A 26,320-nucleotide genomic window follows, 5' to 3' on the forward strand; every position below is an offset into this window, starting at 1 on the left:
CGGCGGCCGCGCGGACACGGGCCCGGGTGCGGCGTGGGCGGTCAGTCCACCGTCAGGGTGAACGGTCCGGCCAGGACCGAGTAGCCGTCGTCGGCGAGGTAGTACACCTCGTACGTGCCCGCGCCGCCGAGCCCGCCGGTCGGGAAGGTCAGGGCACCGCCCGCGTTCGGGGCATAGGACCAGGTGAGCGAGGACCGCCGGCCGGGGACGGCGCCCGCGGGGTATATCCCGATCCAGTTCTTGGCGCTGACCTGGGCCGCCGAGGGCACCGTGTAGCGGAAGGTGACGTTGCCGCCCTCGGACACCGCGTTCAGGTCGCCGGTGAGCGTCGGCATGGTAGCGGTGGACGGGGCGAACGCGGCGTTCAGCGGCATCGCGTAGGTGTCGTTGGCGGTGAGGCCGGGCAGCCCGAGGGCGGCCTCGATGGTGCGGCCGATGCCGTAGTGGTCGTAGTGCAGCGGGCTACTGGTGCCGGCCGGGACGGTGCCCTGGGAGCCGACGAGCGTGGTGGCCACGTGGTTGTAGCCCTCGTTCTGGCTCTCGTCCCAGGTCAGGATCAGCAGTGAACGCTCCTGCGTCCAGGCCGGGGAGGCGAGGACCGGGGCGAGGGTCTGCTTCAGCCACCCGTCCTGGGTCTTCAGACTGGTGGCGCTGCCGTTGCCGGAGGCCTCGCCGTCGTAGTAGTCGTCGGCGGCGATCCAGGAGAAGTCCGGCGTGGTGGCCGCGGACTTCAGGTCGGTGGTCAGCTGGGTGGTGTCGAACAGGTGCGCCGCGCAGCGCGTGGTGTCGCCGCTGATGTCGGTGTAGTTGATGAAGGGCGCGTCGTCGGGCTCGTAGTAACTGTCGTGGTCGTTCCTGGTGTTGCAGGGCGTCCCCATGCCCTGCTCGTAAGCCTTCCAGGTCTTGCCGGCCGCCTCCAGGGTGTCGCCGAGGTCACGCTCGGGCGAGTTGATGTTCGGGAAGTACGTGGCGCCCCTGGCGTAGGTGTCGCCGCCCGCGATGGCGAGGTAGTTCTCGTCGCTCGGATGATAGACGCCGTGGGCGTCGGTGAGCGTGGCGCCCTGGGCCATGAGGCTGTGCATGTACGGCGTGTCCGCCGGGTCGTTCATGACCTCGGAGTAGTCGGTGTTCTCCATCATGACCATGAACACATGGTCGTAGCCGGGCACCTTGGAGGCCGGCGGGGTCAACGGGGCGGGTGCGGCGACCGGGGTGTCCAGGGTGAGGGACAGATTGTCGAGGTAGCCGGTCTCGCCGCTCGTCGACAGGAACTGCACCTCGACCTGGATGGACCGGGTACCGGCCGGGACCGCGCCGGTGGCGCTGCGCGAGAGGAACCTGGTGGCCAGGCCCCGGTCGCTCGCGGACACGGTGGGCAGCTCGGCGGCGCCGCCGACCGGGCGGCCCTGCGCGTCGTGGAAGTGCAGGCTGACCGCGACATGGCCGCTGTAGGTGGTCCAGCCGCCGAGCCAGCCGGAGAGGTCGTAGTGCACTCCCCCGCCGTCGATGGCCGAGGAGGCCGAGGAGACGTCGACGGTCTGCGTCATCGCCCCGTCGCCGAAGTCGCCGGGTGCGAAGAACGCCTTGCCCGGCGTACCGCCGTCGCTCGGCAGGCCGAAGGAGGCGACGCTGTGGCACATGACGTTCAGGCCGCCGGCCTCCGTGGTCCAGCCCGGGACGGTGGTGGCGGCCGCCCAGTCCTGGGTGCAGTAACCCCCGCTCTCCGCATCGCCGTTGACGATCAGGTCGCCGCTGCTCCCGGCCGCGTGGGCGGGGGCGGGAGCGACGACGATCAGCGCGCCGAGGAGGGCCAGCAGCCCACCGAGGGATCTCCAGCGCAGTCGCATACGTGGTACCTCGTCCCGTTCGTGAGGATGCCGAGCGGTGCCGTCCGCACGGCCTGGCTGTGCGCAGTGAACGGGACATGAGTACTGGTCGTCGCTGTCGGGCGGAAGAACCGTGCCCAAACTTGACCGGACAAGTTCACGGCGGCCAGGGCTGGGGCGCGGGGTCGTGGGCGTGGTGCGGGAGGCCCAGGCTTTTCGGGCGCCCCGGAAGGGGCACGCGGTCGGGGTAGGACTTCCGAGCAAAGGGCGGTATCACCATGACCGAGTACGAATGGTCCCGCGCTATGCCCGCACAGCCCGAGCAGGTCTTCGACCAGGCGGCCAACATGGGCCAGCTCGACGCCTGGCTCCCGGACGCCGTGCACGTGGAGCCCGGGGAACCGCCCGCCGTCACGGTGCACGAGGACCGCTCCGGCCACGACATGCCCGCCCTGCTGCGGGCGGAGCCCGACCAGATGCGTCTGGAGTGGGGCACGCGTGAGCAGGGCAGCTACACCGGATGGCTGCAGGTGTCCGGCATCGGCAGTGGGGCCAGCGAGGTGACCGTGCACCTGTCGTTCTTCGACACCGATCACGATCCCGGCGAGGCGGCGGTGTTCGACGCGCTGGACCGCAGTCTGCGGCGCCTGGAGGAACAGGTGCGCCTGCGCGTGGAGAACCCCTCCGGCTGAGGCACCGGCCCCGGCGCCTCCGGAGAACGCCGGCGCTCCGGGGACTCGGTGTCCGTGCCCACGAGGCGAACGCCGCCGACGAGTCGCTGCACGAGGACGAGCAGCGGCGGAGCCGTAGCCGGAGGGTGCTGCGAGGGCACCGGTCAGCTGCGCGGCGCCGTCCGTCGCCGTTCGACGCCCCGTCCGCCCGGCGCGGAAGGTGTCGTCCGCGCCGGCCGCCGCGGCCCGGCCGCACGAGAGCGCCCGTCTGCCCGCCCCGTCACAGAGCGTGTCGAGCGGCCTTCCCGGGCCCTCGTCGTCCCCCGCGCGGCGCAATGGCGGTGCGCCGGAGGGGCGAGGGTCGGTGACCGGTGTGACGGTGGTGGAAGGAGTGGACCGGCAAGACCCGCGATGAGGAGGCGGCATGCCCGAGGGAAGCGGCGAGGGCAGAGGGGCGCGTGCCGCGGTGCTGGACGACGGGTGCGCCGACGTGCCGCACGGCCCGGCCGGTGACGCCTTCGAACGGATCCGGGCCGTCGCGGACGCCGTGCTCTACGAGGGGTACCTGCTCTACCCCTACCGCCGCTCCTCGCCGAAGAACCGGGTCCGCTGGCAGTTCGGCGTCCTGCTGCCCCGGGACTGGGTGGAGCGGGACGGACCGGTCACGCCGGGGATCGCCGGCTCCGCCGACTCCTGGTACCAGCAGACCGAGTGCCTGCTGCGCGCGCGGGACCCGGACGCGGTCGTGCGGGTGCGGGTGCGGTACCTCCAGATGCAGGACAAGCAGATCGAGGCGGCCTGCCCCGACGGGGAGCACCGGCCGGTGGAGTCGTTGCGCACGGCCGACGGCATCACCCACCTGTCGTTCGAGGAGGCGGTGCCCCGCGAGAGCGAACTGGTACTGCCACTGAGCAAGTTGACAGGCGACGGTCGTACGGCCCTCGTGTCGGCGGAGGCCGGCACGGACACCGGGCCGCTGCCGGACGGCGCGGGCCGGACGGTGCGGCGGCGCCGTCGGGTGCGGGGCGCCGTCACGGTCGTGGCGGAGCCGCTGGCCCCGGAGCTGTACCGGCTGCGGGTCCGCACCGCGAACACCGGCGAGGCGGCGGACCCGCGTGCCCCGCGCGGCGAGGCGCTGCGGCAGGCGCTGATCGCCACGCACACTCTCCTCGGCGGGGACGGCGTGGAGTTCGTGTCCCTGATCGATCCGCCCGAGGCCCTGGCCGAGCAGGCGCGGGGCTGCCGCAACGCGTTCACGTTCCCGGTCCTCGGCGGAGCGGCCGAGAAGGGCGCGACCGGCGCGGTCATGCTGTCCGCTCCCATCATCCTGCCGGACCGGCCGCAGGTGGCGCCGGAGAGCCCGGGCGATCTGCACGACGCGGCGGAGATCGACGAGATCCTCACGCTGCGCACCATGCTCCTGACCGACGAGGAGAAGGCCGAGGCCCGGGCCACCGATCCGCGGGCCGCACAGATCGTGGACCGGGTGGAGGCCATGCCCCGCGAGGTCTTCGAGCGGCTGCACGGCGCGATCCGCTCCCTGGCCCCGGCGGCCCCGCCCGCCGAACGGCGCACCTGGTGGCAGGAGGGCGGCGACGACGGGCTGTCCCCTGCGACCGACACGGTGCTCGTGGACGGCGCCCGCGTCGGCGGCGGCAGCCGGGTGCGGCTGCGCCCGCGCGGCCGGGGCGCCGACGCGCAGGACATGTTCCTCGCCGGGCGCACCGCGCGAGTCGCGGCGGTCTTCCACGACGTGGACGGCAGCGTCCATCTGGCGGTCACGGTCGACGACGACCCGGCCGCCGAACTGCACGGCTGGTACGGCCGTTTCCACTACTTCCGGCCCGGCGAGGTCGAAGCCCTCGGCCCCGCCGAACCACCGGGTCCGGGTCGGCCATCCCGGCCGCAGCCCCCGCGGCCCCCCGAGCGTCCGGCCGGCCGGCCGGAGGAGGGACGGTTCCATGGACGCCCTTGACGTCCTGACGCACGACCACCGGATGGTCGAGCAATTGTTCCGCGACTACCGGGCCGCGGCCTCCCACCGGCAACGGCGCGGCGTCGTGGAGCTGCTGGTGCGGGAGCTGTCCAAGCACGCGGCGCTGGAGGAGATGCTGCTCTACCCGCTGGCCAGGAAGGTGCTGCCGGACGGCGACCGGGAGGTCGACGAGCACCTGAGTGAGCACATGGGAGTCAAGCAGATCCTCGTCGAACTCGACCGGCTCGGCGAGGGTGACCGGCGCCCCGACGAGCTCGTCGAGCAACTGCGGCACGAGGTGAGGGAGCACATCCGGGAAGAGGAGGGCACCCTCATGCCCCGGCTGCGGGAGCACGTTGCACAGCCGGACCTGGACCGGCTGGGCGGGCTGATCGCGCAGGCGAAGGCGGGCGCGCCGACCCGCCCGCACCCGAGCGCCCCGGACCATCCGCCCGCCCTGACCCTCGCGGCCCCGGTGGCCGCGGCATACGACCGACTCCGGGACCGACTGCAGCGGAGGCCGAGGACATGAACACTCAGAGCGGCACCACGGACGTGACCCGGAACCCCAGCCGGGCGAACGCGCGCGGGGACGGGTTCGACGAGATCCACATCCTCTGGATCTCCGAGGGCATGAGCTGCGACGGCGACACCGTCTCCCTGACGGCCGCCGGACAGCCCGCCATCGAGGACCTGGTGCTGGGCCTGATTCCGGGCCTGCCGAAGGTGAACCTCGTCAACAAGGTCCTGTCCCCGAGCCTGGGCGGCGAGGACTTCCTGGCCCCCTACCGAGCCGCGGCCCGCGGGGAGTTGTCGCCGTTCATCCTCGTCATCGAGGGTTCGATCCCCAACCAGAACATCATCGACGGCGACGGCTACTGGACGTCGTTCGGCAACGACCCGGACACCGGCGAGCCGCAGACCCTCAACTGGTGGATCGACCAGCTGGCACCCAAGGCCTGGGCGGTGGTCGCCGCCGGCACCTGCGCCGCGTACGGCGGGATCCACGCCATGGCGGGAAACCCCACCGGCTGCATGGGACTCGCGGACTATCTGGGCTGGGACTTCAAGTCGCAGGGCGCGCTTCCGGTGGTGAACGTGCCCGGTTGCCCGATCCAGCCGGAGAACTTCATGGAGACCCTGGTCTGGGTGCTCTACCACGCGGCCGGGGCCGCGCCGCCGCCTCCGCTGGACCACATGCTGCGTCCGCAGTGGCTGTTCGGCAAGACGGTGCACGAGGGCTGCGACCGGGCCGCGTACTACGAGCAGGCCGACTTCGCCGTGGACTACAACTCCCCCAAGTGCATCGTGAAGACCGGATGCTGGGGTCCGGTCGTGAACTGCAACGTGCCCAAGCGCGGCTGGATGGCCGGCATCGGCGGCTGCCCGAACGTCGGCGGCATCTGCATCGGCTGCACCATGCCCGGCTTCCCGGACGCGTTCATGCCGTTCATGGACGAGCCGACCGGCGGCACTCTGTCGTCCACGCTGATCAAGCCGTACGGCGCCGTCATCCGCCGACTGCGCGGGCTGACCAGCATCGCGGTGAACCGCGAACCCAAGTGGCACCACAACGGGCCCGAACTGACCACCGGTTACGACCCGCACTGGCGTCCCTGAGCGGAAGGCGACCACAGACCCATGCGTACGACGGACGAGGGGCAGGAACCCGGATGACGACCACCGAGGACACCACGCGAGCCAAGGACCGCAAGCCCGCACAGATCGTGGACATGTCCTGGGACCCGATCACCCGTATCATCGGCAATCTCGGCATCTACACGAAGATCGACTTCGCCAACCAGGAAGTCGTGGAGTGTCACAGCACCTCGTCGCTCTTCAGGGGCTACTCGGTGTTCATGAAGGGCAAGGACCCGCGCGACGCCGGGTTCATCACCTCGCGGATCTGCGGCATCTGCGGCGACAACCACACCACGTGCTCCAACTACGCCCAGCAGATGGCCTACGGCGTCAAGCCGCCGAGGATGGCCGAGTACATCACCAACCTCGGCGAGGCGGCGGAGTACATCTTCGACCACACGATCTTCCAGGACAACCTGGTCTTCGTGGACTTCTGCGAAGCGATGGTCAAGGCCACCAACCCCGGTGTCCTGGCCCGTGCCGAGACCACCGACGCGCCGCGCGGGCACGTCCACGGCTACCGCACCGTCGCCGACATCATGAAGGCCTTCAACCCCTTCGAGGGCGAGGTCTACAAGGAGGCGCTGAAGGTCAGCCGGATCACCCGGGAGATGTTCTGCCTCATGGAGGGGCGGCATGTGCACCCCTCCACGCTGTACCCGGGCGGGGTCGGCACGATGCCGCAGCCGAACACCTTCACCGACTACCTCAGCCGGCTGATGCGCGTCATCGACTTCGTGAAGAAGGCGGTGGCGATGAACGACGACGTCTTCGACTTCTTCTACGAGGCCCTGCCCGGATACGAGGAGGTGGGCAGGCGCCGGGTCCTGCTGGGCTGCTGGGGCGCATGGCAGAACCCGGACGTGTGCGACTACCGCTACGAGAACATGAACCGCTGGGGCAAGGCGATGTACGTCACGCCCGGCGTCGTCGTCGACGGGAAGCTGGTCACCAACAACCTGGTCGACATCAACCTCGGCCTGCGCATCATGCTGGGCAGCTCCTTCTACGAGGACTGGGCCGGCGAACGACCGTTCGTCACGCACGATCCGCTCGGCAACCCGGTCGACATGCGCCACCCGTGGAACCAGACCACCGTGCCGGTGCCGCAGAAACGTGACTTCGACGGCAACTACAGCTGGGTGATGAGCCCGCGCTGGTACCACCCGGAGACCGGTCAGCACCTGGCCCTGGACACGGGCGGCGGGCCGCTGGCCCGGCTGTGGTCGACCGCGCTCAGCGGCCTGGTCGACACGCCGTACGTGAAGGCGACCGGCAGCGGTGTGCGCATCTCGCTGCCCAAGGGCGAGTCGCTGCCGGAGACCACCCTGGAGTGGCAGATCCCGAAGTGGAGCAACACCATCGAACGGGACCGCGCCCGGCCCTACTTCGTGGCGTACGCGGCCGCCATGGCCCTGCAGTTCCTGGAGGAGGCGATGGGGCTGCTGCGGGCCGGTGAGACGAAGATCTTCGAGGACTTCGAGGTGCCGGACGAGGCGATCGGCTGCGGCTTCCACGAGGCGGTCCGCGGGGTCCTCTCGCACCATCTGGTGATCAAGGACAAGAAGATCGCGAACTACCACCCGTATCCGCCGACCCCCTGGAACGCCAGCCCTCGCGACAGCTACGGCACCCCCGGGCCGTACGAGGACGCCGTGCAGGGCCAGCCGATCTTCGAGGAGAACGGCCCGGACGACTTCAAGGGCGTCGACATCATGCGCACCGTGCGCAGCTTCGACCCCTGTCTGCCGTGCGGCGTGCACATGTACATGGGCAAGGGCAGGACGCTGACGACCGTGCACTCGCCGACGTACGGGGCGAACCATGGCTGACGGCCGGCGCCTCGCGGATCCGGAGGTGGAGGCGCGGCTCGCCCGGCTGGACGAGCTGCTGGCCCGGCTGGAGTCCGCGCCCGGGCCCGCCGGCACCACGGCCGTCGAGGCGGTCCGGGTGCTGACGGAGGTGTACGGCGAGGCACTGGCCCGGGTGCTGGACCTGGCCGGACAGCCACTTGCCGGGCGGCTGGCCGGGGACGAGCTCCTTGCGCACCTGCTGGTGCTGCACGGGGTGCACCCGGAACCGCCCGCCCGCCGGGCCGAGCGCGCGGTCGAACGGCTCCGGCAGGCCGTACGCGAGCGTGGCGGTGACGTCGAACTGGTCGCCGTGGAGGGCCAGGTGGCCCGGGTGCGGGTCAGCGAGGCCGGCGGTTGCGGGTCCGGCTGCGGCGGCGGCCCCACGGTCGCGGACGCGGTCCGGGAGGCGGTGCTGTCGGCGGCACCCGAGCTGACCTCGGTCGAGCAGCTGCCCACCCCGTCGGCTCCCGCCTTCGTGCCGCTGGAATCCCTGCTGGTGCGGGAGGCGCGGTGAGCGTGGACGGAGCACTGGCCCGGGTCATCCGCTCCGCGGCCGAACGGGACGGCCCCGAGCGGTGCGACCTGTGCGCACAGCCCGTGCCGGACGACCACCGTCACCTGTACGCCGCCGAACAGCAGGAGCTGCTGTGCGCCTGCGGGGCCTGTGCGGTGCTGTTCGCCGGCGACGGCGCGGGCGGCGGCCGGTACCTGCTGGTGCCGCGCCGGCGGGTGCGCCTGGCGCCGCTGGACACCGCGCCGCTCGGGGTGCCGGTGGGGCTGGTGTTCTTCGTGCCCCGGGCGGACGGCACGGTCACCGCGCAGGGCCCGAGCCCCGCCGGGGCCATGCGCTGGGAGGTCGACGCGGACCACTGGGCGGGGATGTGCGCCGCGTGTCCACCACTGGCGACCATGGCTCCCGAGGTGGAGGCTCTGTTGGTGAACACCGTGCGGGACATGGACCACCACTGGATCGTGCCGGTGGACGACTGCTTCCGGATGGTCGCGCTGGTCCGCCGGGAGTGGCGCGGCCTCGCCGGAGGCGGCCGGGTGTGGCCGGCCGTCGAACGGTTCTTCACGGAGCTGACCGAGCGGTCGTGAGGACCTGAGAGGAGAACAGCCATGAGCACCATCAAAGTGGGCCGTCCCCAGGCGAAGCCCGACCTGCCGGGGCATGTGCGCGGACTGCACCAGGGCAACAAGGGCCCGTACAGGCACCAGACGGGGCACCACAAGAACGGCACGTCCGACGCGCGCCGCTCCACCGGCATCCACTGGAAGCGGCACGACGCCATCATGAAGATCATGCCGAACATCTCGCCGGGATGAGCGGCGGGACGAGACAGCGGAAGGGCATCGGGATGAGGAAACGGCGGGCAGGAACCAGATGCGGCGCGGTGCGCACGGGAGCGACGGCACAGCGCGTGCTGATCGCTCAGGGGGTCGCGCTCGGCGCCCTCACGCTCGCGCTGCTCGTGCGGGAGTTCCCGGGCATCGTGCGCGAGGTGCGCATCTGGCGCATGGTCAAGCTGCGCTCGGGCGCCAAGCGGCCGGGCTGAGCCGGCGGTGCACGAGTTGTCGGTCGCGACCGCGATCGTGGAGCGGGCCGGTGAACTCGCCCGTGCGGACGGCACGGAGGCCGTGTCGGCGGTGACCGTCCGCGTGGGCGAGCTGGCGGGCGTCGTGCCGGACGCGCTGCACTTCGCCTTCGAGGTGGCCCGAGAAGGCACGGCACTGGCCTCGGCGGAGCTGGTCGTCGAGCAGGTCGCGGCGCACGCCTACTGTGCACCGTGCGCCACGGAGTTCGCGGTGGGCATGCCGCCGTTCTTCTGGTGCCCGCACTGTGACCGGCCCTCGCAGGAGCTGCGCAGCGGACGGGAGTTGGAGATCACCGGCATCGAACCGGCGGCCCCGGCCCTGCCTTGAGGACGGGGCCGGGCGGGCGTGCTCAGCAGATCCGGGGCAGTTGCTCCCCCAGGGGAAGGTCCACCACCCGGGTGCCGCCGAGGCCGGTGGCGACGACGACCATGCCCGGGTGCTCGGCCACGCACTCGCCGATGAGGGCGGCTCCGGTGCCCTGCGGGTGCGCCCGCATCGCCGCCAGCACCGCCTCGGCGTGCTCCGGGGGCACGAAGGCGACGAGCCGGCCCTCGTTGGCGACGTACAGCGGGTCCAGGCCGAGGAAGCCGCAGGCGTTCGCGACCGCCTCCGGGACCGGGACGGCCCGGTCGCGCAAGCGGACGCCGGTGCCGGAGGCCCGCGCGATCTCGTTCAGGGACGCGCCGAGGCCGCCGCGGGTGGGATCGCGCAGGACGTGGATGTCCTTCGTGACCGCCAGCATGGTCGCCACGAGGTCCGCGAGGGGCGCGGTGTCCGAGGCGATCTCGACGCCGAACTCCAGCCCCTCGCGCACGCTCATGACGGCGACACCGTGCAGCCCGATCGGGCCGCTGACGATCACGGCGTCACCGGGCCGGGCGCGCTGCGGCCGGATGTCCACTCCGTCCGGTACCAGGCCGACACCGGCCGTGGTGACGTAGACGCCGTCGCCGTGTCCGGACTCGACCACCTTGGTGTCACCGGTGGCGACGGTCACGCCTGCGGCCTCGGCCGCCGCGCCGACGGCCCGCGCGACACGGCTGACGACGTCCAGTTCCACGCCCTCCTCCAGTACGAAGGCGGTGGACAGGTAGGCGGGCCGTGCCCCGCTCATCGCCAGATCGTTCACCGTCCCGTTGACGGCGAGGTCGCCCAGGCTGCCACCGGGGAAGAACAGCGGCCGTACGACGTAGGAGTCTGTGGAGAAGGCCAGCCGGGCGCCGCCCAGGTCGAGGACGGCGGAGTCGGTGAGGGCGGCCAGGGTGGGGTTGCCGTAGGCGGGGGCGAAGACCTGCTCGATCAGCTCTGCCGACAGGGCCCCGCCTCCGCCGTGCCCCATGACGACGACTGGCTGGTCGCGCAGGGGGGCGGGGCAGGTCCGGTTCGCGGGGTCGACGACCTCCGTGTGAGGTGTGGCGATGTCAGCCAACGGGGTTCATCCCCTCCTGGGAGACCAGCGGGAAGCGTGAGCCCTGTGCCACCGCCGGGCCGTTCATCCGGCGGTACAGGTAGTAGGCCGCGCAGGCACCCTCGCTGGAGACCATGGTGGCGCCGAGCGGGGTGCGCGGGGTGCAGGCCTTCCCGAACGCCTCGCACTCGGTGGGCTTGACGAGTCCTTGCAGCACCTCGCCGGCGCGGCACACGGCGGGCTCCTCGGTGCGGATGCCGGTGACGTCGAAGCGGTGTTCGGCGTCGTAGGCGCGGTAGGCGTCGGACAGCCGCCAGCCGCTGGCGGGGATGCGGCCGATCCCGCGCCAATTGCGGTCGGCGACCTCGAAGACCTCCTCCAGCATGCGCAGGGCGGCCGGGTTGCCCTGCTCGCGCACGGCGCGCGGGTAGGCGTTCTCCACCCGGTGCTCGCCGCGCTCCAGTTGGTGGACGGCACGGCGGATGCCCTCGAGGATGTCCAGCGGTTCGAAGCCGGTCACGACGATCGGCACCCGGTGCTTCTCGGCAAGGCCGGGGTATTCGGCGGTGCCCATGACGCTGCACACGTGCCCGGCGGCGAGGAAGCCCTGCACCCGGCATTCCGGTGCCGTCATGATGGCCTCGATGGCGGGCGGGACCCGCACGTGGGAGACGAGCAGGCTGAAGTTGGCCAGACCGAGGCGGCGGGCCTGGTGGACGGCCATGGCGTTGGCCGGGGCGGTCGTCTCGAAGCCGATGGCGAAGAACACCACCTGGCGGTCCGGGTTCTTCCGGGCGAGGTCGAGGGCGTCCAGCGGTGAGTACACCACACGTACGTCACCCCCCTCGCCCTTGACCCGGAACAGGTCCCGGTCGGTGCCGGGCACGCGCAGCATGTCCCCGAAGGAGCAGAAGATCACCTCCGGCCGGGCTGCGATGTCCAGGGCCTTGTCGATGACCTCGAGCGGCGTGACACACACGGGACAACCAGGGCCATGGATCAACTCCACTCCGTCCGGCAGGAGTTGATCGATGCCATGGCGGATGATGGAGTGGGTCTGGCCGCCGCAGACCTCCATCAGCGCCCAGGGCCGGGTGACCGTGGCGCCGATCTCGTCCAGCAACCGGCGTGCCAGACCTGGGTCGTTGAACTCCTCGATGTACTTCACCGCGCCTCACTCCCGCTCTCCTGCCGGGCCGCCTGCTGCCAGGCGTCCCCGAACTCCTCGTCGAGGAGTCCCAGTTGCTCGAACAGCTCGAGCGACGCCCGTGCCGACTCCTCGTCCAGGCGCTGCAGCGCGAAGCCGACGTGGACGATGACGTACTCCCCCACCCGCACGTCGGGCAGGTACTCCAGGCACGCCTGTTTGCGCACTCCGCCGAAGTCGATCAGCCCGGTCAGGGGGTCGGCGCGATGGTCGATGGACACGACCTTGCCGGGCACTGCCAGACACATGTGGTCACTCCGTCTCGTGGTTGGTTGCCGTTCCCGCGACCATGAGCTGACCGAGCGCCAACCCTCCGTCGTTCGGGGGGACTTCGCCGTGCCTGAGGACCATGAAGTTGTCCCCGGCCAGCAGCGCGGTGCACTCCTGCTCCAGCAGTCCGTTGGCGAAGACGCCTCCGGTCAGGGCGACCGTGGTCAGCCCGGTCTCCGCGCGTGCCCGTCGGCAGACGCCGACGACTGCCTGTGCGGCGCCCCGATGGAAGCGGGCGGCGAGGACCGGTGCGGGAGTGCCGCTCTGCCGGTCGTCGAGGAGTGCGCGGAGCATGGGCGCCGGGTCGAGCTGCCCGTTCCCGGAGAGTCCGAAGGGGTAGGCCCCGCAGTCCGCGTCCGTGGCCTGGAGCGCGACCGCCTCCAGCTCCGTCGCGGCCTGCGCCTCGTACTCCGCCCGGTGGCACACCCCCACCAGGGACGACACGGCGTCGAACAGGCGCCCCATGCCGGAGGTCGGCACGCAGGCCAGCTGCCGCTCCAGCTGCCGTCGCAGTACCGCGAGTTCTGTCCGCGTGCAGGCCCGTACGCTCGGCAGGTCCGGCTCCCACGGCAGCCCGGCCGCCCACAGCCGGGCCAGCGCCAGCCGGCAGGGGTTGGCCACACCGGCGTCGCCGCCGGGCAGCGGGGCGGGGGTCAGGTGGGCGAAGCGCCGATAGCCGGTGTAGTCGGCGAGCAGGATCTCGCCGCCCCACGCGGTGCCGTCGTCGCCGTATCCGGTGCCGTCGAACGCGACGCCGATCACCGGCGTGGTGCCGTCCAGGCCGTGTTCGGCCATCGTGGAGGCGATGTGGGCGTGGTGGTGCTGGACCAGCCGCAGGACGCCGCCCGGCAACCGGGCGGCACGGTCGCGGGCCCGGCGGGTGGAGTGGTAGCGGGGGTGGCGGTCGGCGGCGACCAGCGCCGGAGTGACGCCGGTGAGGCGGGTCAGGTGCCGTTCGGCGCGCTCGGCGGCTTCCAGGGCGGAAAGCTCTCCCATGTCACCGATGTGCGGCCCGAACCACGCGTGCTCGCCCTCGCCGAGGCACGGCACGTTCTTCAGGTCGCCGCCCACCGCGAGCACGGGCGGTACGGGCACGGGGAGCCGCAGTGCGCGCGGGACGTAGCCGCGGGACCGTCGAAGGACCTGTTCGGTGCCGTCCGGGCGGACCCGCACCAGGGAGTCGTCGCACGGCGAGGCGATGGGACGGTCGTGGGTGAGCCAGGCGTCGGCCAGCCCGGCGAGCCGTTCCAGGGCCTCGGCGTCGTCGGTGACGATGGGTTCGCCGGAGCGGTTGCCGCTGGTCATCACCAGGACCCGGGGGCCGGGCGGATCCCCGGGCAGGCCGAGGAGCAGGGTGTGCACGGGGGTGTAGGGCAGCATCACGCCCACGTGCGGGCTGCCCGGGCAGACCTCGTCCGCGAGGCGGATGCCGTCGGCCGGGGTGCGCCTGCGTAGCAGGACGACGGGGCGCCGGGGGCCGGTCAGCGCGGCACGTTCGGCGGCGGAGAGGTCCGCGATCCGCCCGGCGGCGGCGAGGTCGGCGCACATCACTGCGAAGGCCTTGCCGCCGCGTTCCTTGCGGGCGCGCAGGGTCGCGACGGCCCGGTCGTCGGTGGCGTCGCAGGCGAGGTGGTAGCCGCCGACGCCCTTGACGGCGACGATCCGCCCGGCGGCCAGCAGTGCCCGTGCCGTGGCGAGGGCGTGCGCGTCCCGCGCCGGGCGCAGGCCGTCGAGGCCGGGGACGAGGGTGAGCCTCGGCCCGCAGTCGGGGCAGGCGACAGGCTGGGCGTGGAAGCGCCGGTCTGCGGGGTCGGCGTACTCGTGGGCGCAGGAGGGGCACATCGGGAAGCCGGCCATCGTCGTGGCCGCGCGGTCGTACGGCATCCCGGTGGCGATGGTGAAGCGCGGGCCGCAGTGGGTGCAGGTGACGAACGGGTGCCGGTGCCGGCGGTCGGCCGGATCGGCCAGTTCGCCCAGGCAGTCGGCGCAGGTCGCGGTGTCGGGCGGCAGCTCGGTGCGCCCGCCGGCCCGCTCGGTGGAGCGGATGGTGAAGCGGCCCGCCTCGCCGGTCGCGGGCAGGTCCTCGCCCGCGATGCCGGTCACGGTGGCCAGGGGCGGCGGCTGTTCGGCCAGCGCGGCGCAGAACCGCTCCACCTCCCCCGCTGGGCCCTCCACCTCGACGATCACGCCGTCACCGGTGTTGCCGACGAATCCGGCCAGGCCCAGGCCCGCGGCCAGCCGGTGCACATACGGCCGGAAGCCGACTCCCTGCACGGTGCCGCGTACGGTGAGCCGGCGGCGTACGAGGCCGGTGGCCGGGGCCGTCATACGGCGGGGGCGGTGTGGTCGTGACCGTGCGGATGCGGTGCGAGGGGCGGGCGGTGGAGCGTGCCGTCCCGGGCGGCGAGGGCGCGGTCGAGGAGGGTGCCGACGCCGGCACCGGTGCGGGCGCAGGACTTCACGATCTCCACGCCCGGATTGACCCGGTGCACGTTCGCCCGGAAGGCGGCCTCGTCGAAGCCGGCCGGCTCGGCGAGGTCCGTCTTGGTGACGACGACCAGGTGGGCGGAGCCGAACGCGGTGGGGTACTTCAGCGGCTTGTCCTCGCCCTCGGTGACCGCCATCAGCACGACCCGCAGCGTCTCGCCGAGGTCGTAGGCGGCCGGACAGACGAGGTTGCCGACGTTCTCCACGAAGAGGACCGCGGTGTCCTCGGGCAGCCAGCCCGCCAGCCGGGCGCGCACCTGCCGGGCCTCCAGATGGCACAGTCCGTCGGTCAGCAGCTGCTGGACGGGGGCGCCGGATCGGGCCAGCCGGACGGCGTCGTTCTCGGTGGCCAGGTCCGCGGTGAGCGCCGCCACGGGCACCTCGCGCTGCACCGCGCGGGCCAGGATCCGGCCGAGGAGTTCGGTCTTGCCGCTGCCGGGGCTGGAGAGCAGGTTCACGACGGTCACGCCCTGCCGGGCGAGATCGGCACGCAGTTCGGCGGCCAGGCCGTCGTTCTTGGCGAGGACGGCCTGCTTGACGTCGGACCCGCACATGGGCGCTGCTCCTCGGATGCGGTGGTGGAGCCCGGCCGCGTCCCTGCGGCGCGGGCTCCACCGATCTTCCGCTCAGCCGACCGCCGTACCGGGCAGCGCAGCCGGGTCGGGGGGCCCGGATTCCACCGGGCAGCCCAATGGCGGCCGGGGCGCGCGGGGATCGGCGAGCAGGGCCGGGATCAGGGCGTGCAGGGCGTCCACGGTCCGGGGGACGGCCTTCCGGACCGGTGTGCTGAGCCCGGGCAGGATGTCCGCGTCGCCGTCCGGCAGCACCTCGGGCTCGCAGGCCAGCACCAGGACCCGGGGCAGGGGCTCCTCGCCCAGGTGCGCGGCCAGGGCCAGCACCTTCGCGGGGTCCATGCCGTGGGCCTCGGGCACGACGTCAGCGTCGGGCGGTCCGGCCTCGATCAGGGAGAGGGTGCCCGGCGGGTGGCCGTGCCGCGCGGTGTCGACCAGGACGGCGGTGTCGTAGCCGTCGAGCAGGGCGTAGGCGAGGTCCATGCCGCGGATGCCGTAGTCCTGCACCCGCACCTCGGGCGGCAGCGGGCGCCGGCCGAGGGCGCGGATCACCTCGGGGCCGAAGGCGTCGTCGGCGAGGAAGATGTTGCCGACGCCGGCCACGAGCAACCGCGCGGTCACCGGAGGTCTCCGGCCGGCGCGGTCAGCGGCCGGGGGGAGCCGGACGGGGTCTTGCGCACGAAAGCGGAACGCAGGGCGTGATACGGGGCCTCGGGGTCGTGGAAGATGGTGTGCATCCGGGCCAGTTCGGCCTCCCGGCAGGCCGCCGGCGAGCGGTCCGTCTCCTCGGCGGCGCGCGCGCCCTTGGCGGCGATCCGCGCCTCCAGGAAGGGTGAGCCGGCGAGTTCGGCCGCCAGGCGGCGCACCTCGGCCGGGAAACCGCCGGGCGCGACCGGTACGAGCCGGTCCACGAGACCCAGCCGCTCGGCGGACGCCGCGCTCACCGGCAGGGCCTCGGTCGTCAGTCGCCGGGCGTGTTCCGCTCCGACGCGGCGCGGCAGGCTGTACGTCCAGAACTCCGAGCCGTACAGGCCCATGCGCCGGTAGTGCGGGTTGAGGACGACGCCGGTGCGGCACCACACCTCGTCGGCGGCGAGGGCGAGCATGACGCCGCCGGCCGCCGCGTTGCCGGCGAGCGCCGCCACGACCAGCCGGTCGGTGGTGTGCAGCACGGCCTCGACCACGTCGTCGATGGCGTTGAGGTTGACCCACGACTCCTGGGCGGGGTCGGGAGCCGCCTCGATGACGTTCAGGTGGATGCCGTTGGCGAAGAAGTCGCGGGCCCCGCCGAACACGAGGACGCGGGTGGGCCGGGAGAGCGCGTGCCGGTAGGCGGTGAGCAGTCGGCGGCACTGGTCGGTGCTCATCGCACCGCCCGGGAAGGAGAAGCCGAGGAAGCCGACGTCGCCGTGCTCCCGGTAGCGGATGTCGGTCCAGGTCCGCCGGTCGTCCGGCAGCTCCAACGGGGCGGGGTCCTCCGGGAGTCGGAGGGAGGGGTCCCAGGCGGCGATCACGGAGGCGGCCGGCCGGCGAAAGGGCGCCGGGTCGCCGGAGGTCCTGCGGGGGCGGAGTTCCGGGATCCACACCGCGCCGTCGCGGGTGGCCCGGCACACGCCGCCCGCCCTCCGGGCGAGGAGGTCGCCGGGCCGGCCGCGCAGCCGGTCCTCGGGGTGCCCGCCGTGCAGGAACACCTCCCGGCCGAGGAGTTGGTCCAGGACACCCGGCTGCGAGTCGGCGCCGCGGAGCTTGCGCAGGACCGTTTCGGTGTCGTCGCGCTCCCAGTCGATCCGCCGCCGCTCCTGCCGGAAGACCTCGCGCCAGACCACGCTGACCGAGTCGTCCGTCTGTGGCCGGGGCTTGTAGGAGCCCTCGGCGTACCGCCGTACGGCGGTGAGGACGGCGGTGACGGCGGCGTCGGAGGCCTCGTTGCGGTACAGGTCGCTCTTGCCGACGGGCGGCACGGGGAACTGCCCTGCCGCCCAGATCGCGCCCGCGTCCATCGCCGCCTCGGCCTGCAGGACGGTCACACCCCACTCTTGCGCCCGTTCGGCGACGGCCCAGTCCAGCGAGGAGGGGCCTCGGTCGCCGGGCGGCCCCGGGTGCACGATCAGGCAGGTGTGGTCGCGCCAGAGGTCCTCGGGCAGCGCCGTCTTCAACATCGGCGCGATGACGAGTTCCGGCCGCAGTTCGCGCACGGCGGCCCGGACCGGGTCGGGGCCGTGCGAGGCGAGGACGACGTCCACGCGGTGCCCGTGGTCCGTCAGTTCGGCGAACACACGCTGAGTGAGGCTGTTGAACGCGCTGGCGACGAGCAAAATGTCCATGACACGGCATCGTCGTCCCTCTTCGGGGTGGCGTGAAGCACCGCCGCGCCCTTTCGTCCGCCTCGGTCAGGTTCGGTCAGGTCTCTTCCTCCATACGGATCGCTTTCCGCAGTTCCTCGAAGGCCTTGCCCCGGTCGTCGGCGTGGGCCTCCAGCAGGGCCCCGGCGATCGCGTCGAGCTTGCGCTGGACGGCGTGCTCGGCCCGCATCTCGGCGTTCTTCAGCAGGGCGAGGAGCAGCAGGGTCACCGCGGTCATGGACTCGCCCGCCGCCAGCAGCAGTTCGAGCCGCAGATGCGCGACGTGCGCGGCGTCGAAGAAGCCGACGAGGGCCAGGCAGAGCAGGAAGAACACCGGCGAGCTGGTGAAGTTGGAGGCGTACTCCGCGAACTGCTCGAACCGGCCGCGGCGCGGGCCGCCGCGGTGCACGGGGTTCTTGAAGGTCATGACCGGGCCTCACCTCACGGCGGACGGATCCGGACCACCTCCGCAGTACCCCTGGGAGGGCGTACGACACCGGGGGCCGTCCGGCGGGCGTACGGAACCCGGGCCGTCCGGCCGCCTGCTCAGGCCGCGAGGGTGCGGCCCGGTCCGAGGCGGTCGAGGAGTGTGTCGAGGTGCAACTCGGCCACCGGGGCGAGGAGGTCGGGATGACGCAGCAGGGCGGCGGCGCGCCGGTCGCCGTCGTCGGGAGCGAGCAGGCGCCGGAACTCGACCGTCGCGCCCGAGGTGTGTTCGCCCCCGGCGAGCGCGGTGACGGCCAGCCCGGCCAGCTCGGGGTCGGTCAGCAGGCCGGCCGCCCAGCTCGCCACGACCTCGTCGACCCAGGTCCGCCAGGCCCGGTCCTGGGCCGCGCCGTCCTCGCCGGCCGGCTCGGCGCCGGTGATCCAGTCCAGCCGGGCGGCACCGCCGGGCCCGGCCATCGTCACCAGGGCCGCGTCCATCTCGGTCGGGTAGCGCAGCCACGCGGCGACCGTCACGGCCTGCCGGGCCTGCGCCTCGCACAACGCGGCGGCCAGCGCGCCGCCGCTGGGCGGATAGGCGGCCGTCAGCCAGCGCGCCGTCGCGGCGATGAGGGGGGACAGATCTGTGAGCACAGCCGGGCCGTCCGAGAGGCGAGGGGAACAGGGGCTCGAGGCAACGGTAGCCCGGCACCGGGCGTCGCCGGGAGGGAGTGCGAACCAGGTCATATGTGGCATCGCCCACGCCGGATCACCACCGCTCGGCGGCCCGCCTCCGTCCGCCCCGCGCCGGCGCCCCCCGTCGCCGTGGATCCGGCCCCTGCCGCTCACGTGTCGCCTCCGCACCCCGGGGAACCCGTCGCGGGCCACGGCAACGCACTCACCGGAGGTCAGCGGCATGACGACGGACGCCGAGCAGTACGACGGCCGGAGCGACGTCCCGCTGGCCGGGTACGCCGCGCTCGCCTGTGTCTTCGCGTCCGGCGCGGGAGCGTTCGCGTTGCTGGCCCGGCGCCGGGGTGTGCGGCTGCCGGAGACGGTGCCGCCGTGGGACGTTGTGCTGCTGGGGACGGCGGCGTACAAGACGTCCAGGCTGCTGAGCAGGGACAAGGTCACGAGCTTTCTACGGGCGCCTTTCACCCGCCGGGCCGGGGAGGGCGAGGCGAACGAGGTCATCGACGAACCGCGCGGCGAGGGACTGCGGCGCACCGTCGGCGAGCTGCTGTCCTGCCCGTTCTGCATCTCCGCCTGGGCCGTGGGCACCCTGGTGTGCTCCTACACGGCGGCACCCCGGCTCACCCGCCTGGGGTGCGGCGGCCTCGGCGCGCTGACGGTCGCGGACTGGCTGCAGTACGCCTGGACATGGACACAGCAAACGACGGAGGGCTGAGCCGGCTACGCGTCGTCCGCGGCGGCGCTCACCTCGACGTCGAGCACGCCCTCGTCCTGGAACAGCTCCGACGCCAGCCCCGTCGGATCGCCGGCGCCCTCCAGTTCCAGCAGCACGCGGGCCGCGTCGTCGGTGCGCCCGGGCAGCCGTTCGACCTTGACCTGCGTGATCCTGAAGCCGCGCCGGGTACGGGCCTGCATCAGGCGCGGCAGCAGCGCCGAGCCGGTGCGGTAGGTCAGCCGGGCCTCGAAGGCGGCGGCCGTGTCCGGGACAAGCCGGGACGTGAACCGTGGATAGCCCCGCACCACGAGGAAGTGCAGCGCCGTCACCGCCAGCGCGAGGACCGGCAGCCCGCCACCGCAGGCCATGCCGACCGCGCAGGTCAGCCAAATGGTGGCGGCCGTCGTCAGACCGCGTACGGCGTCCCGTCGTACAAAGATCAGGCCGCCGCCGATGAAGCCGATCCCGGAGACGATCTGGGCCGCCACCCGGGACGGGTCGAAGGAGACGTTGTGCAGGCCGAGCACCGCGGTGAACCCGTGCTGGGACACCTCCATCATGAGCGCGCTCGCGATGCCGACCAGCGTGTGCGTGCGCAGTCCCGCGCTCTTCTGCTGCGCCTCCCGCTCCCAGCCGATCAGGCTGGACAGCAGCAGAGCCAGCGCCAGCTCGGCCAGCTGCCGCAGCCCCTGGCCGCCCTGCGCGTCCCACCACGGCGCCGCCAGACCCGATCCCGTCATGCGCACCTCACTCGGCCTCCGCCGCTGTCCGGGTCGTTCGTCCGCCGCCCACGCCTACCCCGCGACGGGTCCGCCACTCCGGCGAGCCGGGTACCTGCCGCGGCGACCGGGTACTCGGGCCGGGTGTCGAGCGGCCCTGGTCGGTGCCGGTCCGACAGGGCTTCGTGAAGAAGGGACCGGTCTCATGCGGCACGACGAGATGATCGGAAAGGTGCAGGCGCTGGCGCAGCTGCCGGACCGGGGCTCGGCCGAACGCGCCGCGCACGCCGTCGTACGGACGCTCGCGGAGCGGCTGCCCTCCGGGCTGGCCCGGCATGTGGCCGCCCAACTGCCGCCCGACATGGCGGCGGCGATGCGGGAGGCGGCCGACGCCTCGGCCGGAGCAGACTCGGGGACGTCGGGCGAACGGTTCGGGCTGCCGGTCTTCGCCGGGCGCATCGCCGACCGGGCGGGCACCGACGAGAACCGGGCACTGGGCGAGGCCGCCGCCGTGCTGGAGGTGCTCGACGCCGCGCTCGCCCCGGAACTGAACGAGCGGATGGCCGAGGCCCTCCCCGCGGACATCCGTGAGCTGCTGCCGGTGGCCCGGGCCACCGAGAGCGCCGGTCAGGAGGGCTGAGAACCGGCCCGGGCGAGGGACGGCGCACGCATGTACGCACCGTGCGGGAGGCCCGTGCGGCGTGAGGCCGCCGGGCGCCGCTGGTTCAATAGGGGGTGCAGGCGCCCCTCGACGGCTGGTGTGCACGCGCCCATCGAGGGCAGGCGTTGCAGTGTGACGCCCCCCACCCGCAAAGGTGCTCCATGACCTTCTTCGTCCTCTCCCGGCAGCATCCGTTGGTCCTGCTCTCGAGCACCGACCTCGCCGCAGAGTACGAACGACTCGTCGCCGAGAACCGGCAGCTGCGGCAGGCCGTGTCCTCGCACGCGCTGATCGACCAGGCCATCGGAGCCGTGGTCGTTCTCGGGCAGATCGCCCCGGAGGAGGCCTGGCGGGCGCTGCGGGACGTCTCCCAGCGCACCAACACCAAGCTGCGGACCGTCGCCGAGCACATCCTCGACTACGCCCAGGGCGGGACACTTCCCGAAGAGGAGCGCATCCAACTGGGACGGGCGATCGTGCGTTACCGGCCGTGTACCGAGGGCGCCGACGGAACGACGACGGACGAGGAGACGACGGCGGACCGGTGAGGGCCGCCGCTTCCTGGACGAGCGCCCGTCTCCCGGCGGACCGGAGGTCGCCGTCCGGTGGACGGGGACGGCCCCCCGACGGGTCAGCGGCGGCCCGTCCTCGTACGGCGGTGCCTGCGGGGCCCGGCCTGCCGGGCCGTCGGGGGCCGCAGCAGCCAGCGGTCCTCGACCTGGTCGAGGCCGTACAGCACGAGGCTGAGGACGGGGAGCAACAACACGGCGACAGTGATCACGGCGGACTTCTCTCTGCCGACGACACGGCCCGAGTGCCCCGCCCTCGCCCGGCCACCCGCCATGGATGTGAATGTCCTGTGAGCGCCGTCCGCACCGGCCGGTCACCGGCGCCGGTCCCGGGCGCGGGCGCGCAGGTGGGGCGGCCGTGGCGGTGGCCGTGCGGAGGGACACCGATGGAGGCAGGGACCGGTGGTGCGGGCGGCACGGGGCGCGAGGCGGCGGGGCCGTCCGGCCCACCCCTGTCACATCCGCAGGCCGTGCTCCGTCCGTACGGCAGGAGTCGTCGTGGATCGAAGGACCGTGACAACGCAAACGCCGCCGTCCGGGGGAAACCGCGCCCGGGTGCGTTCCGCGCGCCCGTCCTGCCGCGGGCGCTTAGCGTTCTGTATGACCGACCGTCATCAGGGGTGACGGAGAGGAGCCGGGAGCGGTGGTGGGCGATGCGCGGCGGGCGACCGGGCCGGACGGACGGCGCCGCAGGCGGCGCGTGCTGGGCAGCCGACCGGCGTACACCGTACGGCTCCCGACCGTTCCGCGCACCGAGCCGGTGTCGGTGGCCGAGCGGACGGTGCCCTGGCTGCGGGTCGGCGCGGCCTACGCCTGGCGGCTCATCCTCGTCGGGGCCGTCGTCTACGGCGTGTTCAGCATCCTCGGCAGCTTCCAGCTCGTCGCCGTGGCCCTGTTCCTCGCGCTGATCATCACCTCGGTGCTGCGCCCGCTGGCGGATCTGCTGGACCGGTTCCTGCCGCGGCCGCTGTCCGTCGCCGTGGCCCTGGTGGGCAGCATCCTGATCCTGCTGGCTCTGCTCGCCCTGGTGGGCAACGCCGTGGCAGGTGAGTCGACCCGGCTCACGGGCGAGTTCCGGGGCGGCGTGCACCGCATCGAGCAGTGGCTGCGGCGGCCGCCGTTCCACCTGAGTGCCGACCGGCTGTCCGCGCTGGAGAACCAGGTGACGCGGTACCTGGCCGCGCACCGGTCCACCCTGCTCAACCGCGCCGTCAGCGGGCTGAGCCAGGTGGTCGAGGTGGCCGCCGGGGGCGCGCTCGCCCTGTTCGCCTCGGTGTTCTTCATCCACTCCGGAGAGCGCCTGTGGCACTGGATGCGCGACCAGCTGCTGCCGGTCGGCGCCCGTCCGGCCTGGGACCGGGCGGGGTCGGCGGCCTGGCGGGCCTTCGCCGGGTACACCCGCGGGATCATCATCGTGGCCGCCAGCAACGCCGTGCTCGTCGGCATCGCCCTGCTCGTCCTGCGGGTGCCGCTCGCGCTGCCGCTGACCCTGCTGGAGTTCTTCGCCGCGTTCGTGCCGCTGGTGGGCTCGCCGGTGGCGCTCGGCGTGGCCACGGTCGTCGCGCTCGCCGGGCGGGGGCCGCTGACGGCGCTGGCCGTGCTGGCGCTGATCGTGGTGATCGGCCAGTTGGAGGGGCATCTGCTGCACCCGCTGGTGATGAGCTGGGCGGTACAGCTGCATCCGCTGGTCGTCGCGGTGTCGGTGATCGCCGGCAGCATCGTCGCGGGGGTCATCGGCGCGGTCGTGGCCGTGCCGCTGGTGTCGGTGGTGTGGGCGGTGCTGCGCGCGTTGCGCGCGGTCCCGCCGTAGAAGGCCGTGAAGGCCGACCGCCGCCCGTGCTCCGCGAGCGTCGTCGCTCGGCGCAGAGCCGCCGTCACCAGTCCGAGGATGTCCTCCTGCGAGACGCTGCGGCCGTTCACCAGCCCGTCGCCGTGCACTGCCCGAGCCGCGCGGACCGCGCTCGGCCGTCGCGGCCCGCCGCGACAGGGCCCGACCTGCGAGCCGACGGCTGTCGGCCCGCGGTCATCGGCAGTGGTGATGCGCACCTCCCTGGTCCTTGGCGGCAACCGATGCCGGCGGCCCCGGCCCTCGGCGACGGCGGACGTCGCGGGTGGACGGTGTGGGCCGGGTCCTGGGTGGCACCCAGGACGATGTGCGGGGCATACGAGTGATGGGGCAGGCGTCGCGGCGGGAGGTGACCGCCGCGGCGCACGCCGTGGTGCGGGCCTGGGCCGGGCCGTGCCGGGAGCGGGACCTGATCGCCCAGGCGGGGAAGGCGGCGCTGGCCGCGTGGCTCGCGTGGGCGGTGGCCGGCTGGTGGCTGCACGCGCCGGTGGCGTTCGTCGCGCCATGGGTGGCAGTGGTCCTGGTGGAGTCCACCGTGTACCGGTCGGTCGCGCACGGGCTGCAGCAGCTGGCGGCGATCGCGGCCGGCACGGTCCTGGCCACCGCCCTCGCGCTGCTGCTGCCCGGCACGACGGCCGCGATGGCCGTCGTGCTGCCGCTCGCGATACTGCTCGGCCAGTGGCGGCGCCTGGGCAGCCAGGGCATCTACGCGGCCACCGGTGCCCTGTTCGTCCTGACCAACGGGTCCGTCAGCGTCGCCACCTCCGCGGCGCGGCTCACCGAGGCGCTGTTCGGAGCCGTGGTCGGCATAGCTGTCAACGCGCTGCTGCGGCCGCCGTTGTACCTGCGGGACAGCCGGGCCGTGCTGCGGGAGGCCACCGAGGAGGCCCACGACATCCTGCGGGCCGTCGCAAAGGGGCTGACCGAGGAACGCTGGGACGCCGAGGAGGCCGCCGCCTGGCACGACCGGGCGTTGCGGCTGCATGGGCTGGTGGAGCAGGCCCGCTCCACGGTCGCGTGGAGCCGGGAGAGCCTGCGCGGCAATCTGCGCCGTCGGACCGGTGGCGTACCACCGCCCGGCAAGGGGTACGACGACGCCATCCTGGTGCTGGACCATGCGGCTGTGCACACGTCGGGCGTGACGCGCACCGTGCTGGAGGCCGCGAGCGAGGACCGCGCCGCACCGCGGCCGCATCCCGAACTCGCGCACCGTTATGGTGAGTTCCTGCGCCGCACCGCCCACGTGCTGCGGCTCTACAGCCACAGCCGGTTCGGTGACGAGCCCGACGAGGAGCTGGGCGCGGCCGTGGCGCGGCTGCGCACGACGCTGGACGCTCTGCGCCGGGACCTTGTCCGTTCCACGACGGACGACCCCGACGAGGTCGCCACGTACGGCGCGCTGCTCGCCCAGGCGCACCGGCTGGCCGACCAGATGGTCGTCTCGGGCACCTGACGATGGCCGCTCGGACCAGGGTGACGCTTCCGGCGCCCGCGTGGATGTCGGCTGGGACCCCGGGGTTCTTTCCCCCGGCGGTGACACGGGGAGCAAGGAGGTGCGCTCGCCGTGGATCGTGATCAGCGTCGTCTCCGCACGGGCGGTGCCCCCGGAGATCCGCAGCACGATGGTGTGCGCCGGCTGCCCTCCGCGGCCGTGCCTTCGCCTCCCCCACGAGCGGACGCGGGATGCCGACGCGGGGCACATGCCGAGCCGACGGGCCCGAGGCGTCCGCACGACCGCGCCGGAAAGGGAGTTGCCGTGGCGGCAGGCTGCCGTCAGGATCACGCCCATGACCTCGCCGACCGTCCTCCTGCCTCGGACCGCCACCGACCGATCGGTGCCCGGCCGACAGCAGCCGGACCGACGGTGGGGGCCGGCACCCGTTTGCGCATGACCGCCGCACTGGTCGCGGGGCTCGTCGCCGGGTACGGCATCGCCGTGCCGGTGGGGGCCGTCGGGACGTATCTGGTGGCGTTGACCGCTCGGACCTCGTGGCGGATCGGCGCGTGCGCCGCGTTGGGGGTCGCGACCGCGGACGGTGTCTACGCACTGATCGCCGTGATCGGGGGCTCGGCACTGACACACGCCCTCCGGCCCCTCATGAGCCCGCTGCGCTGGGCCGCCGGCTCGGTGCTGGTGCTGCTGGCGATCCGCGGCGCGGTGACGGCGATCGCCCACTGTCGCAGGCCCCGGGCGGCCGTACGGAGCGACGGGACGCCCCCGCGTCCGGCCCGGGCCTTCATGGGGCTGTGGGGTGTCACGATGATGAACCCCGTCACCGTGATCTACTTCGCCGCACTGGTGCTGGGCAGCCGGACCTCGACGACCCCTGCCCGCCTCGACCGGGCCGTCTTCGTGCTGGCCGCCTTCGCCGCGTCCGCCAGTTGGCAGCTCCTCCTGGCCGGCGGCGGGGCGCTGCTCGGCCGGCTCCTGACCGGCATCCGCGGCCGGCTCGCCACGGCCATGGTGTCCAGCGCCGTGATGACCGCCCTCGCCCTGCGCATGCTCGCCGGGCGCTGAGGGGGTTCGTCCGGATCAGGTCGGACGGGCCGCGGCGTCCGGTGCGGTGCGTCGCAAGGCGGAGGATCACCCGCGTACCCGGGTGGTCCGACAACGCGGCGAGGTGCCGTGCCGGACGCCACGGACCCGGGCTGATCCGAACGAAACCCCCCGGTGTGCCGGGTCGGGGATACCCCGTCAGGTCGCAGGCCTGCGACGGGCGTTCGGTTCTCCGGCGGCCCGACGCCACCTGGGGCAGGCCGGCTTCGTCGAAGTCGGCGGCCCGGAAGGAACCACCGAAGGATCTCTGACTCACGTCACCAGGTCTGGGTCCTGTCGTCGAACCCCC

Annotated in this window: 28 protein-coding genes; 16 read left to right on the forward strand and 12 right to left on the reverse strand. The window is 73.2% G+C overall.

What is annotated here, in order from left to right; translation table 11 throughout:
* Positions 1-41: 41 nt before the first annotated feature.
* On the reverse strand, positions 42-1,847 hold the full coding sequence (locus tag AC5WRT_RS28170) for an alkaline phosphatase family protein (protein ID WP_496096990.1): 1,806 nt from the start codon (positions 1,845-1,847) through the stop codon (positions 42-44).
* A 257-nt stretch (positions 1,848-2,104) separates the two neighbouring features.
* Here AC5WRT_RS28170 and AC5WRT_RS28175 point away from each other — a divergent pair, with 257 nt between their 5' ends.
* From AC5WRT_RS28175 to hypA, 10 genes are all read left to right on the forward strand, one after another.
* Positions 2,105-2,518: an SRPBCC family protein gene (locus tag AC5WRT_RS28175; RefSeq protein ID WP_496096989.1), complete on the forward strand. Its 414-nt coding sequence runs from the start codon at positions 2,105-2,107 to the stop codon at positions 2,516-2,518.
* Positions 2,519-2,921: 403 nt separating this feature from the next.
* The gene (locus AC5WRT_RS28180; RefSeq protein WP_496096988.1) at positions 2,922-4,472 is read left to right on the forward strand and encodes a hypothetical protein; all 1,551 of its coding nucleotides are present in this window, start codon (positions 2,922-2,924) and stop codon (positions 4,470-4,472) included.
* A complete protein-coding gene (locus AC5WRT_RS28185; protein ID WP_496100731.1) occupies positions 4,459-5,004 on the forward strand; it encodes a hemerythrin domain-containing protein in 546 nt (181 codons plus the stop codon). The genes AC5WRT_RS28180 and AC5WRT_RS28185 overlap by 14 nt, the downstream gene beginning before the upstream one ends.
* Positions 5,001-6,092 (forward strand): NADH-quinone oxidoreductase subunit B family protein, encoded by a 1,092-nt coding sequence (locus AC5WRT_RS28190; protein WP_496096986.1) that lies wholly within the window; start codon positions 5,001-5,003, stop codon positions 6,090-6,092. The genes AC5WRT_RS28185 and AC5WRT_RS28190 overlap by 4 nt, the downstream gene beginning before the upstream one ends.
* Positions 6,093-6,145: 53 nt before the next feature.
* Entirely contained in the window at positions 6,146-7,945 is a 1,800-nt protein-coding gene (locus AC5WRT_RS28195) for a nickel-dependent hydrogenase large subunit (protein ID WP_496096985.1), read from the forward strand.
* On the forward strand, positions 7,938-8,480 hold the full coding sequence (locus AC5WRT_RS28200; RefSeq protein WP_496096984.1) for a NifU-related iron-sulfur-binding protein: 543 nt from the start codon (positions 7,938-7,940) through the stop codon (positions 8,478-8,480). The genes AC5WRT_RS28195 and AC5WRT_RS28200 overlap by 8 nt, the downstream gene beginning before the upstream one ends.
* Positions 8,477-9,064 carry a DUF5947 family protein gene (locus AC5WRT_RS28205; protein ID WP_496100732.1) on the forward strand — a complete coding sequence of 196 codons (588 nt, stop codon included), beginning with the start codon at positions 8,477-8,479 and terminating at the stop codon, positions 9,062-9,064. The genes AC5WRT_RS28200 and AC5WRT_RS28205 overlap by 4 nt, the downstream gene beginning before the upstream one ends.
* 21 nt (positions 9,065-9,085) lie before the next feature.
* Positions 9,086-9,292, forward strand: coding sequence for a hypothetical protein (locus AC5WRT_RS28210; RefSeq protein ID WP_496096982.1), 207 nt, complete (start codon positions 9,086-9,088; stop codon positions 9,290-9,292).
* A 68-nt stretch (positions 9,293-9,360) separates the two neighbouring features.
* Positions 9,361-9,522: a hypothetical protein gene (locus AC5WRT_RS28215; protein WP_496100733.1), complete on the forward strand. Its 162-nt coding sequence runs from the start codon at positions 9,361-9,363 to the stop codon at positions 9,520-9,522.
* A gap of 7 nt (positions 9,523-9,529) precedes the next feature.
* Entirely contained in the window at positions 9,530-9,889 is a 360-nt protein-coding gene (hypA, locus tag AC5WRT_RS28220) for a hydrogenase maturation nickel metallochaperone HypA (RefSeq protein WP_496096980.1), read from the forward strand.
* Between the two features lie 22 nt (positions 9,890-9,911).
* On the opposite strand, the gene hypE is transcribed toward hypA, so the two are convergent.
* From hypE to AC5WRT_RS28265, 9 genes are all read right to left on the reverse strand, one after another.
* Positions 9,912-10,991 (reverse strand): hydrogenase expression/formation protein HypE, encoded by a 1,080-nt coding sequence (gene hypE, locus AC5WRT_RS28225; protein ID WP_496096979.1) that lies wholly within the window; start codon positions 10,989-10,991, stop codon positions 9,912-9,914.
* Positions 10,984-12,138, reverse strand: coding sequence for a hydrogenase formation protein HypD (gene hypD / locus AC5WRT_RS28230; RefSeq protein ID WP_496096978.1), 1,155 nt, complete (start codon positions 12,136-12,138; stop codon positions 10,984-10,986). The genes hypE and hypD overlap by 8 nt, the downstream gene beginning before the upstream one ends.
* Positions 12,135-12,425: a HypC/HybG/HupF family hydrogenase formation chaperone gene (locus tag AC5WRT_RS28235; protein WP_496096977.1), complete on the reverse strand. Its 291-nt coding sequence runs from the start codon at positions 12,423-12,425 to the stop codon at positions 12,135-12,137. The genes hypD and AC5WRT_RS28235 overlap by 4 nt, the downstream gene beginning before the upstream one ends.
* Before the next feature lie 4 nt (positions 12,426-12,429).
* Complete coding sequence (gene hypF / locus AC5WRT_RS28240; RefSeq protein WP_496096976.1) at positions 12,430-14,775, reverse strand: carbamoyltransferase HypF; 2,346 nt, start codon at positions 14,773-14,775, stop codon at positions 12,430-12,432.
* On the reverse strand, positions 14,772-15,488 hold the full coding sequence (hypB, locus tag AC5WRT_RS28245; RefSeq protein WP_496096975.1) for a hydrogenase nickel incorporation protein HypB: 717 nt from the start codon (positions 15,486-15,488) through the stop codon (positions 14,772-14,774). Before hypB ends, hypF begins: the two co-directional genes overlap by 4 nt.
* A 72-nt stretch (positions 15,489-15,560) precedes the next feature.
* Positions 15,561-16,127 carry a hydrogenase maturation protease gene (locus tag AC5WRT_RS28250; protein ID WP_496096974.1) on the reverse strand — a complete coding sequence of 189 codons (567 nt, stop codon included), beginning with the start codon at positions 16,125-16,127 and terminating at the stop codon, positions 15,561-15,563.
* Positions 16,124-17,830: an enoyl-CoA hydratase-related protein gene (locus AC5WRT_RS28255; protein ID WP_496096973.1), complete on the reverse strand. Its 1,707-nt coding sequence runs from the start codon at positions 17,828-17,830 to the stop codon at positions 16,124-16,126. The genes AC5WRT_RS28250 and AC5WRT_RS28255 overlap by 4 nt, the downstream gene beginning before the upstream one ends.
* Before the next feature lie 76 nt (positions 17,831-17,906).
* Positions 17,907-18,275: a hypothetical protein gene (locus AC5WRT_RS28260; RefSeq protein ID WP_496096972.1), complete on the reverse strand. Its 369-nt coding sequence runs from the start codon at positions 18,273-18,275 to the stop codon at positions 17,907-17,909.
* Positions 18,276-18,394: 119 nt separating this feature from the next.
* The gene (locus AC5WRT_RS28265) at positions 18,395-18,925 is read right to left on the reverse strand and encodes a hypothetical protein (protein ID WP_496096971.1); all 531 of its coding nucleotides are present in this window, start codon (positions 18,923-18,925) and stop codon (positions 18,395-18,397) included.
* Between the two features lie 262 nt (positions 18,926-19,187).
* Between AC5WRT_RS28265 and AC5WRT_RS28270 the strand changes: the two genes are divergently transcribed.
* Positions 19,188-19,679, forward strand: a complete 492-nt coding sequence (locus AC5WRT_RS28270; RefSeq protein ID WP_496096970.1) for a DUF1360 domain-containing protein — start codon at positions 19,188-19,190, stop codon at positions 19,677-19,679.
* Between the two features lie 5 nt (positions 19,680-19,684).
* Here the strand turns inward: AC5WRT_RS28270 and AC5WRT_RS28275 are convergent, their stop codons facing one another.
* A complete protein-coding gene (locus AC5WRT_RS28275) occupies positions 19,685-20,419 on the reverse strand; it encodes an MgtC/SapB family protein (protein WP_496096969.1) in 735 nt (244 codons plus the stop codon).
* A 184-nt stretch (positions 20,420-20,603) separates the two neighbouring features.
* On the opposite strand from AC5WRT_RS28275, the gene AC5WRT_RS28280 reads away from it, so the two are divergent.
* Entirely contained in the window at positions 20,604-21,038 is a 435-nt protein-coding gene (locus AC5WRT_RS28280; protein WP_496096968.1) for a DUF2267 domain-containing protein, read from the forward strand.
* Between the two features lie 182 nt (positions 21,039-21,220).
* Positions 21,221-21,607 (forward strand): ANTAR domain-containing protein, encoded by a 387-nt coding sequence (locus tag AC5WRT_RS28285; protein ID WP_496096967.1) that lies wholly within the window; start codon positions 21,221-21,223, stop codon positions 21,605-21,607.
* A gap of 83 nt (positions 21,608-21,690) precedes the next feature.
* On the opposite strand, the gene AC5WRT_RS28290 is transcribed toward AC5WRT_RS28285, so the two are convergent.
* On the reverse strand, positions 21,691-21,840 hold the full coding sequence (locus AC5WRT_RS28290; protein ID WP_496096966.1) for a hypothetical protein: 150 nt from the start codon (positions 21,838-21,840) through the stop codon (positions 21,691-21,693).
* A 434-nt stretch (positions 21,841-22,274) separates the two neighbouring features.
* Here AC5WRT_RS28290 and AC5WRT_RS28295 point away from each other — a divergent pair, with 434 nt between their 5' ends.
* The 3 genes from AC5WRT_RS28295 (at position 22,275) to AC5WRT_RS28305 (ending at position 25,992) form a co-directional block, all read left to right on the forward strand.
* Entirely contained in the window at positions 22,275-23,438 is a 1,164-nt protein-coding gene (locus tag AC5WRT_RS28295; RefSeq protein ID WP_496097048.1) for an AI-2E family transporter, read from the forward strand.
* Positions 23,439-23,799: 361 nt separating this feature from the next.
* Complete coding sequence (locus AC5WRT_RS28300; RefSeq protein ID WP_496096965.1) at positions 23,800-24,927, forward strand: FUSC family protein; 1,128 nt, start codon at positions 23,800-23,802, stop codon at positions 24,925-24,927.
* A gap of 435 nt (positions 24,928-25,362) precedes the next feature.
* Entirely contained in the window at positions 25,363-25,992 is a 630-nt protein-coding gene (locus AC5WRT_RS28305) for a LysE family transporter (RefSeq protein ID WP_496096964.1), read from the forward strand.
* Positions 25,993-26,320 lie beyond the last annotated feature (328 nt).

This window comes from Streptomyces sp. NTD91 (assembly GCF_059510455.1).

Coding starts and splice junctions, on each gene's coding strand:
- AC5WRT_RS28170 (WP_496096990.1), bottom strand. CDS start 1,847: ATGCGACTGCGCTGGAGATCCCTCGGTGGGCTGCTGGCCCTCCTCGGC.
- AC5WRT_RS28175 (WP_496096989.1), top strand. CDS start 2,105: ATGACCGAGTACGAATGGTCCCGCGCTATGCCCGCACAGCCCGAGCAG.
- AC5WRT_RS28180 (WP_496096988.1), top strand. CDS start 2,922: ATGCCCGAGGGAAGCGGCGAGGGCAGAGGGGCGCGTGCCGCGGTGCTG.
- AC5WRT_RS28185 (WP_496100731.1), top strand. CDS start 4,459: ATGGACGCCCTTGACGTCCTGACGCACGACCACCGGATGGTCGAGCAA.
- AC5WRT_RS28190 (WP_496096986.1), top strand. CDS start 5,001: ATGAACACTCAGAGCGGCACCACGGACGTGACCCGGAACCCCAGCCGG.
- AC5WRT_RS28195 (WP_496096985.1), top strand. CDS start 6,146: ATGACGACCACCGAGGACACCACGCGAGCCAAGGACCGCAAGCCCGCA.
- AC5WRT_RS28200 (WP_496096984.1), top strand. CDS start 7,938: ATGGCTGACGGCCGGCGCCTCGCGGATCCGGAGGTGGAGGCGCGGCTC.
- AC5WRT_RS28210 (WP_496096982.1), top strand. CDS start 9,086: ATGAGCACCATCAAAGTGGGCCGTCCCCAGGCGAAGCCCGACCTGCCG.
- AC5WRT_RS28235 (WP_496096977.1), bottom strand. CDS start 12,425: ATGTGTCTGGCAGTGCCCGGCAAGGTCGTGTCCATCGACCATCGCGCC.
- hypF (WP_496096976.1), bottom strand. CDS start 14,775: ATGACGGCCCCGGCCACCGGCCTCGTACGCCGCCGGCTCACCGTACGC.
- hypB (WP_496096975.1), bottom strand. CDS start 15,488: ATGTGCGGGTCCGACGTCAAGCAGGCCGTCCTCGCCAAGAACGACGGC.
- AC5WRT_RS28255 (WP_496096973.1), bottom strand. CDS start 17,830: ATGGACATTTTGCTCGTCGCCAGCGCGTTCAACAGCCTCACTCAGCGT.
- AC5WRT_RS28260 (WP_496096972.1), bottom strand. CDS start 18,275: ATGACCTTCAAGAACCCCGTGCACCGCGGCGGCCCGCGCCGCGGCCGG.
- AC5WRT_RS28270 (WP_496096970.1), top strand. CDS start 19,188: ATGACGACGGACGCCGAGCAGTACGACGGCCGGAGCGACGTCCCGCTG.
- AC5WRT_RS28275 (WP_496096969.1), bottom strand. CDS start 20,419: ATGACGGGATCGGGTCTGGCGGCGCCGTGGTGGGACGCGCAGGGCGGC.
- AC5WRT_RS28280 (WP_496096968.1), top strand. CDS start 20,604: ATGCGGCACGACGAGATGATCGGAAAGGTGCAGGCGCTGGCGCAGCTG.
- AC5WRT_RS28285 (WP_496096967.1), top strand. CDS start 21,221: ATGACCTTCTTCGTCCTCTCCCGGCAGCATCCGTTGGTCCTGCTCTCG.
- AC5WRT_RS28300 (WP_496096965.1), top strand. CDS start 23,800: ATGGGGCAGGCGTCGCGGCGGGAGGTGACCGCCGCGGCGCACGCCGTG.
- AC5WRT_RS28305 (WP_496096964.1), top strand. CDS start 25,363: ATGACCGCCGCACTGGTCGCGGGGCTCGTCGCCGGGTACGGCATCGCC.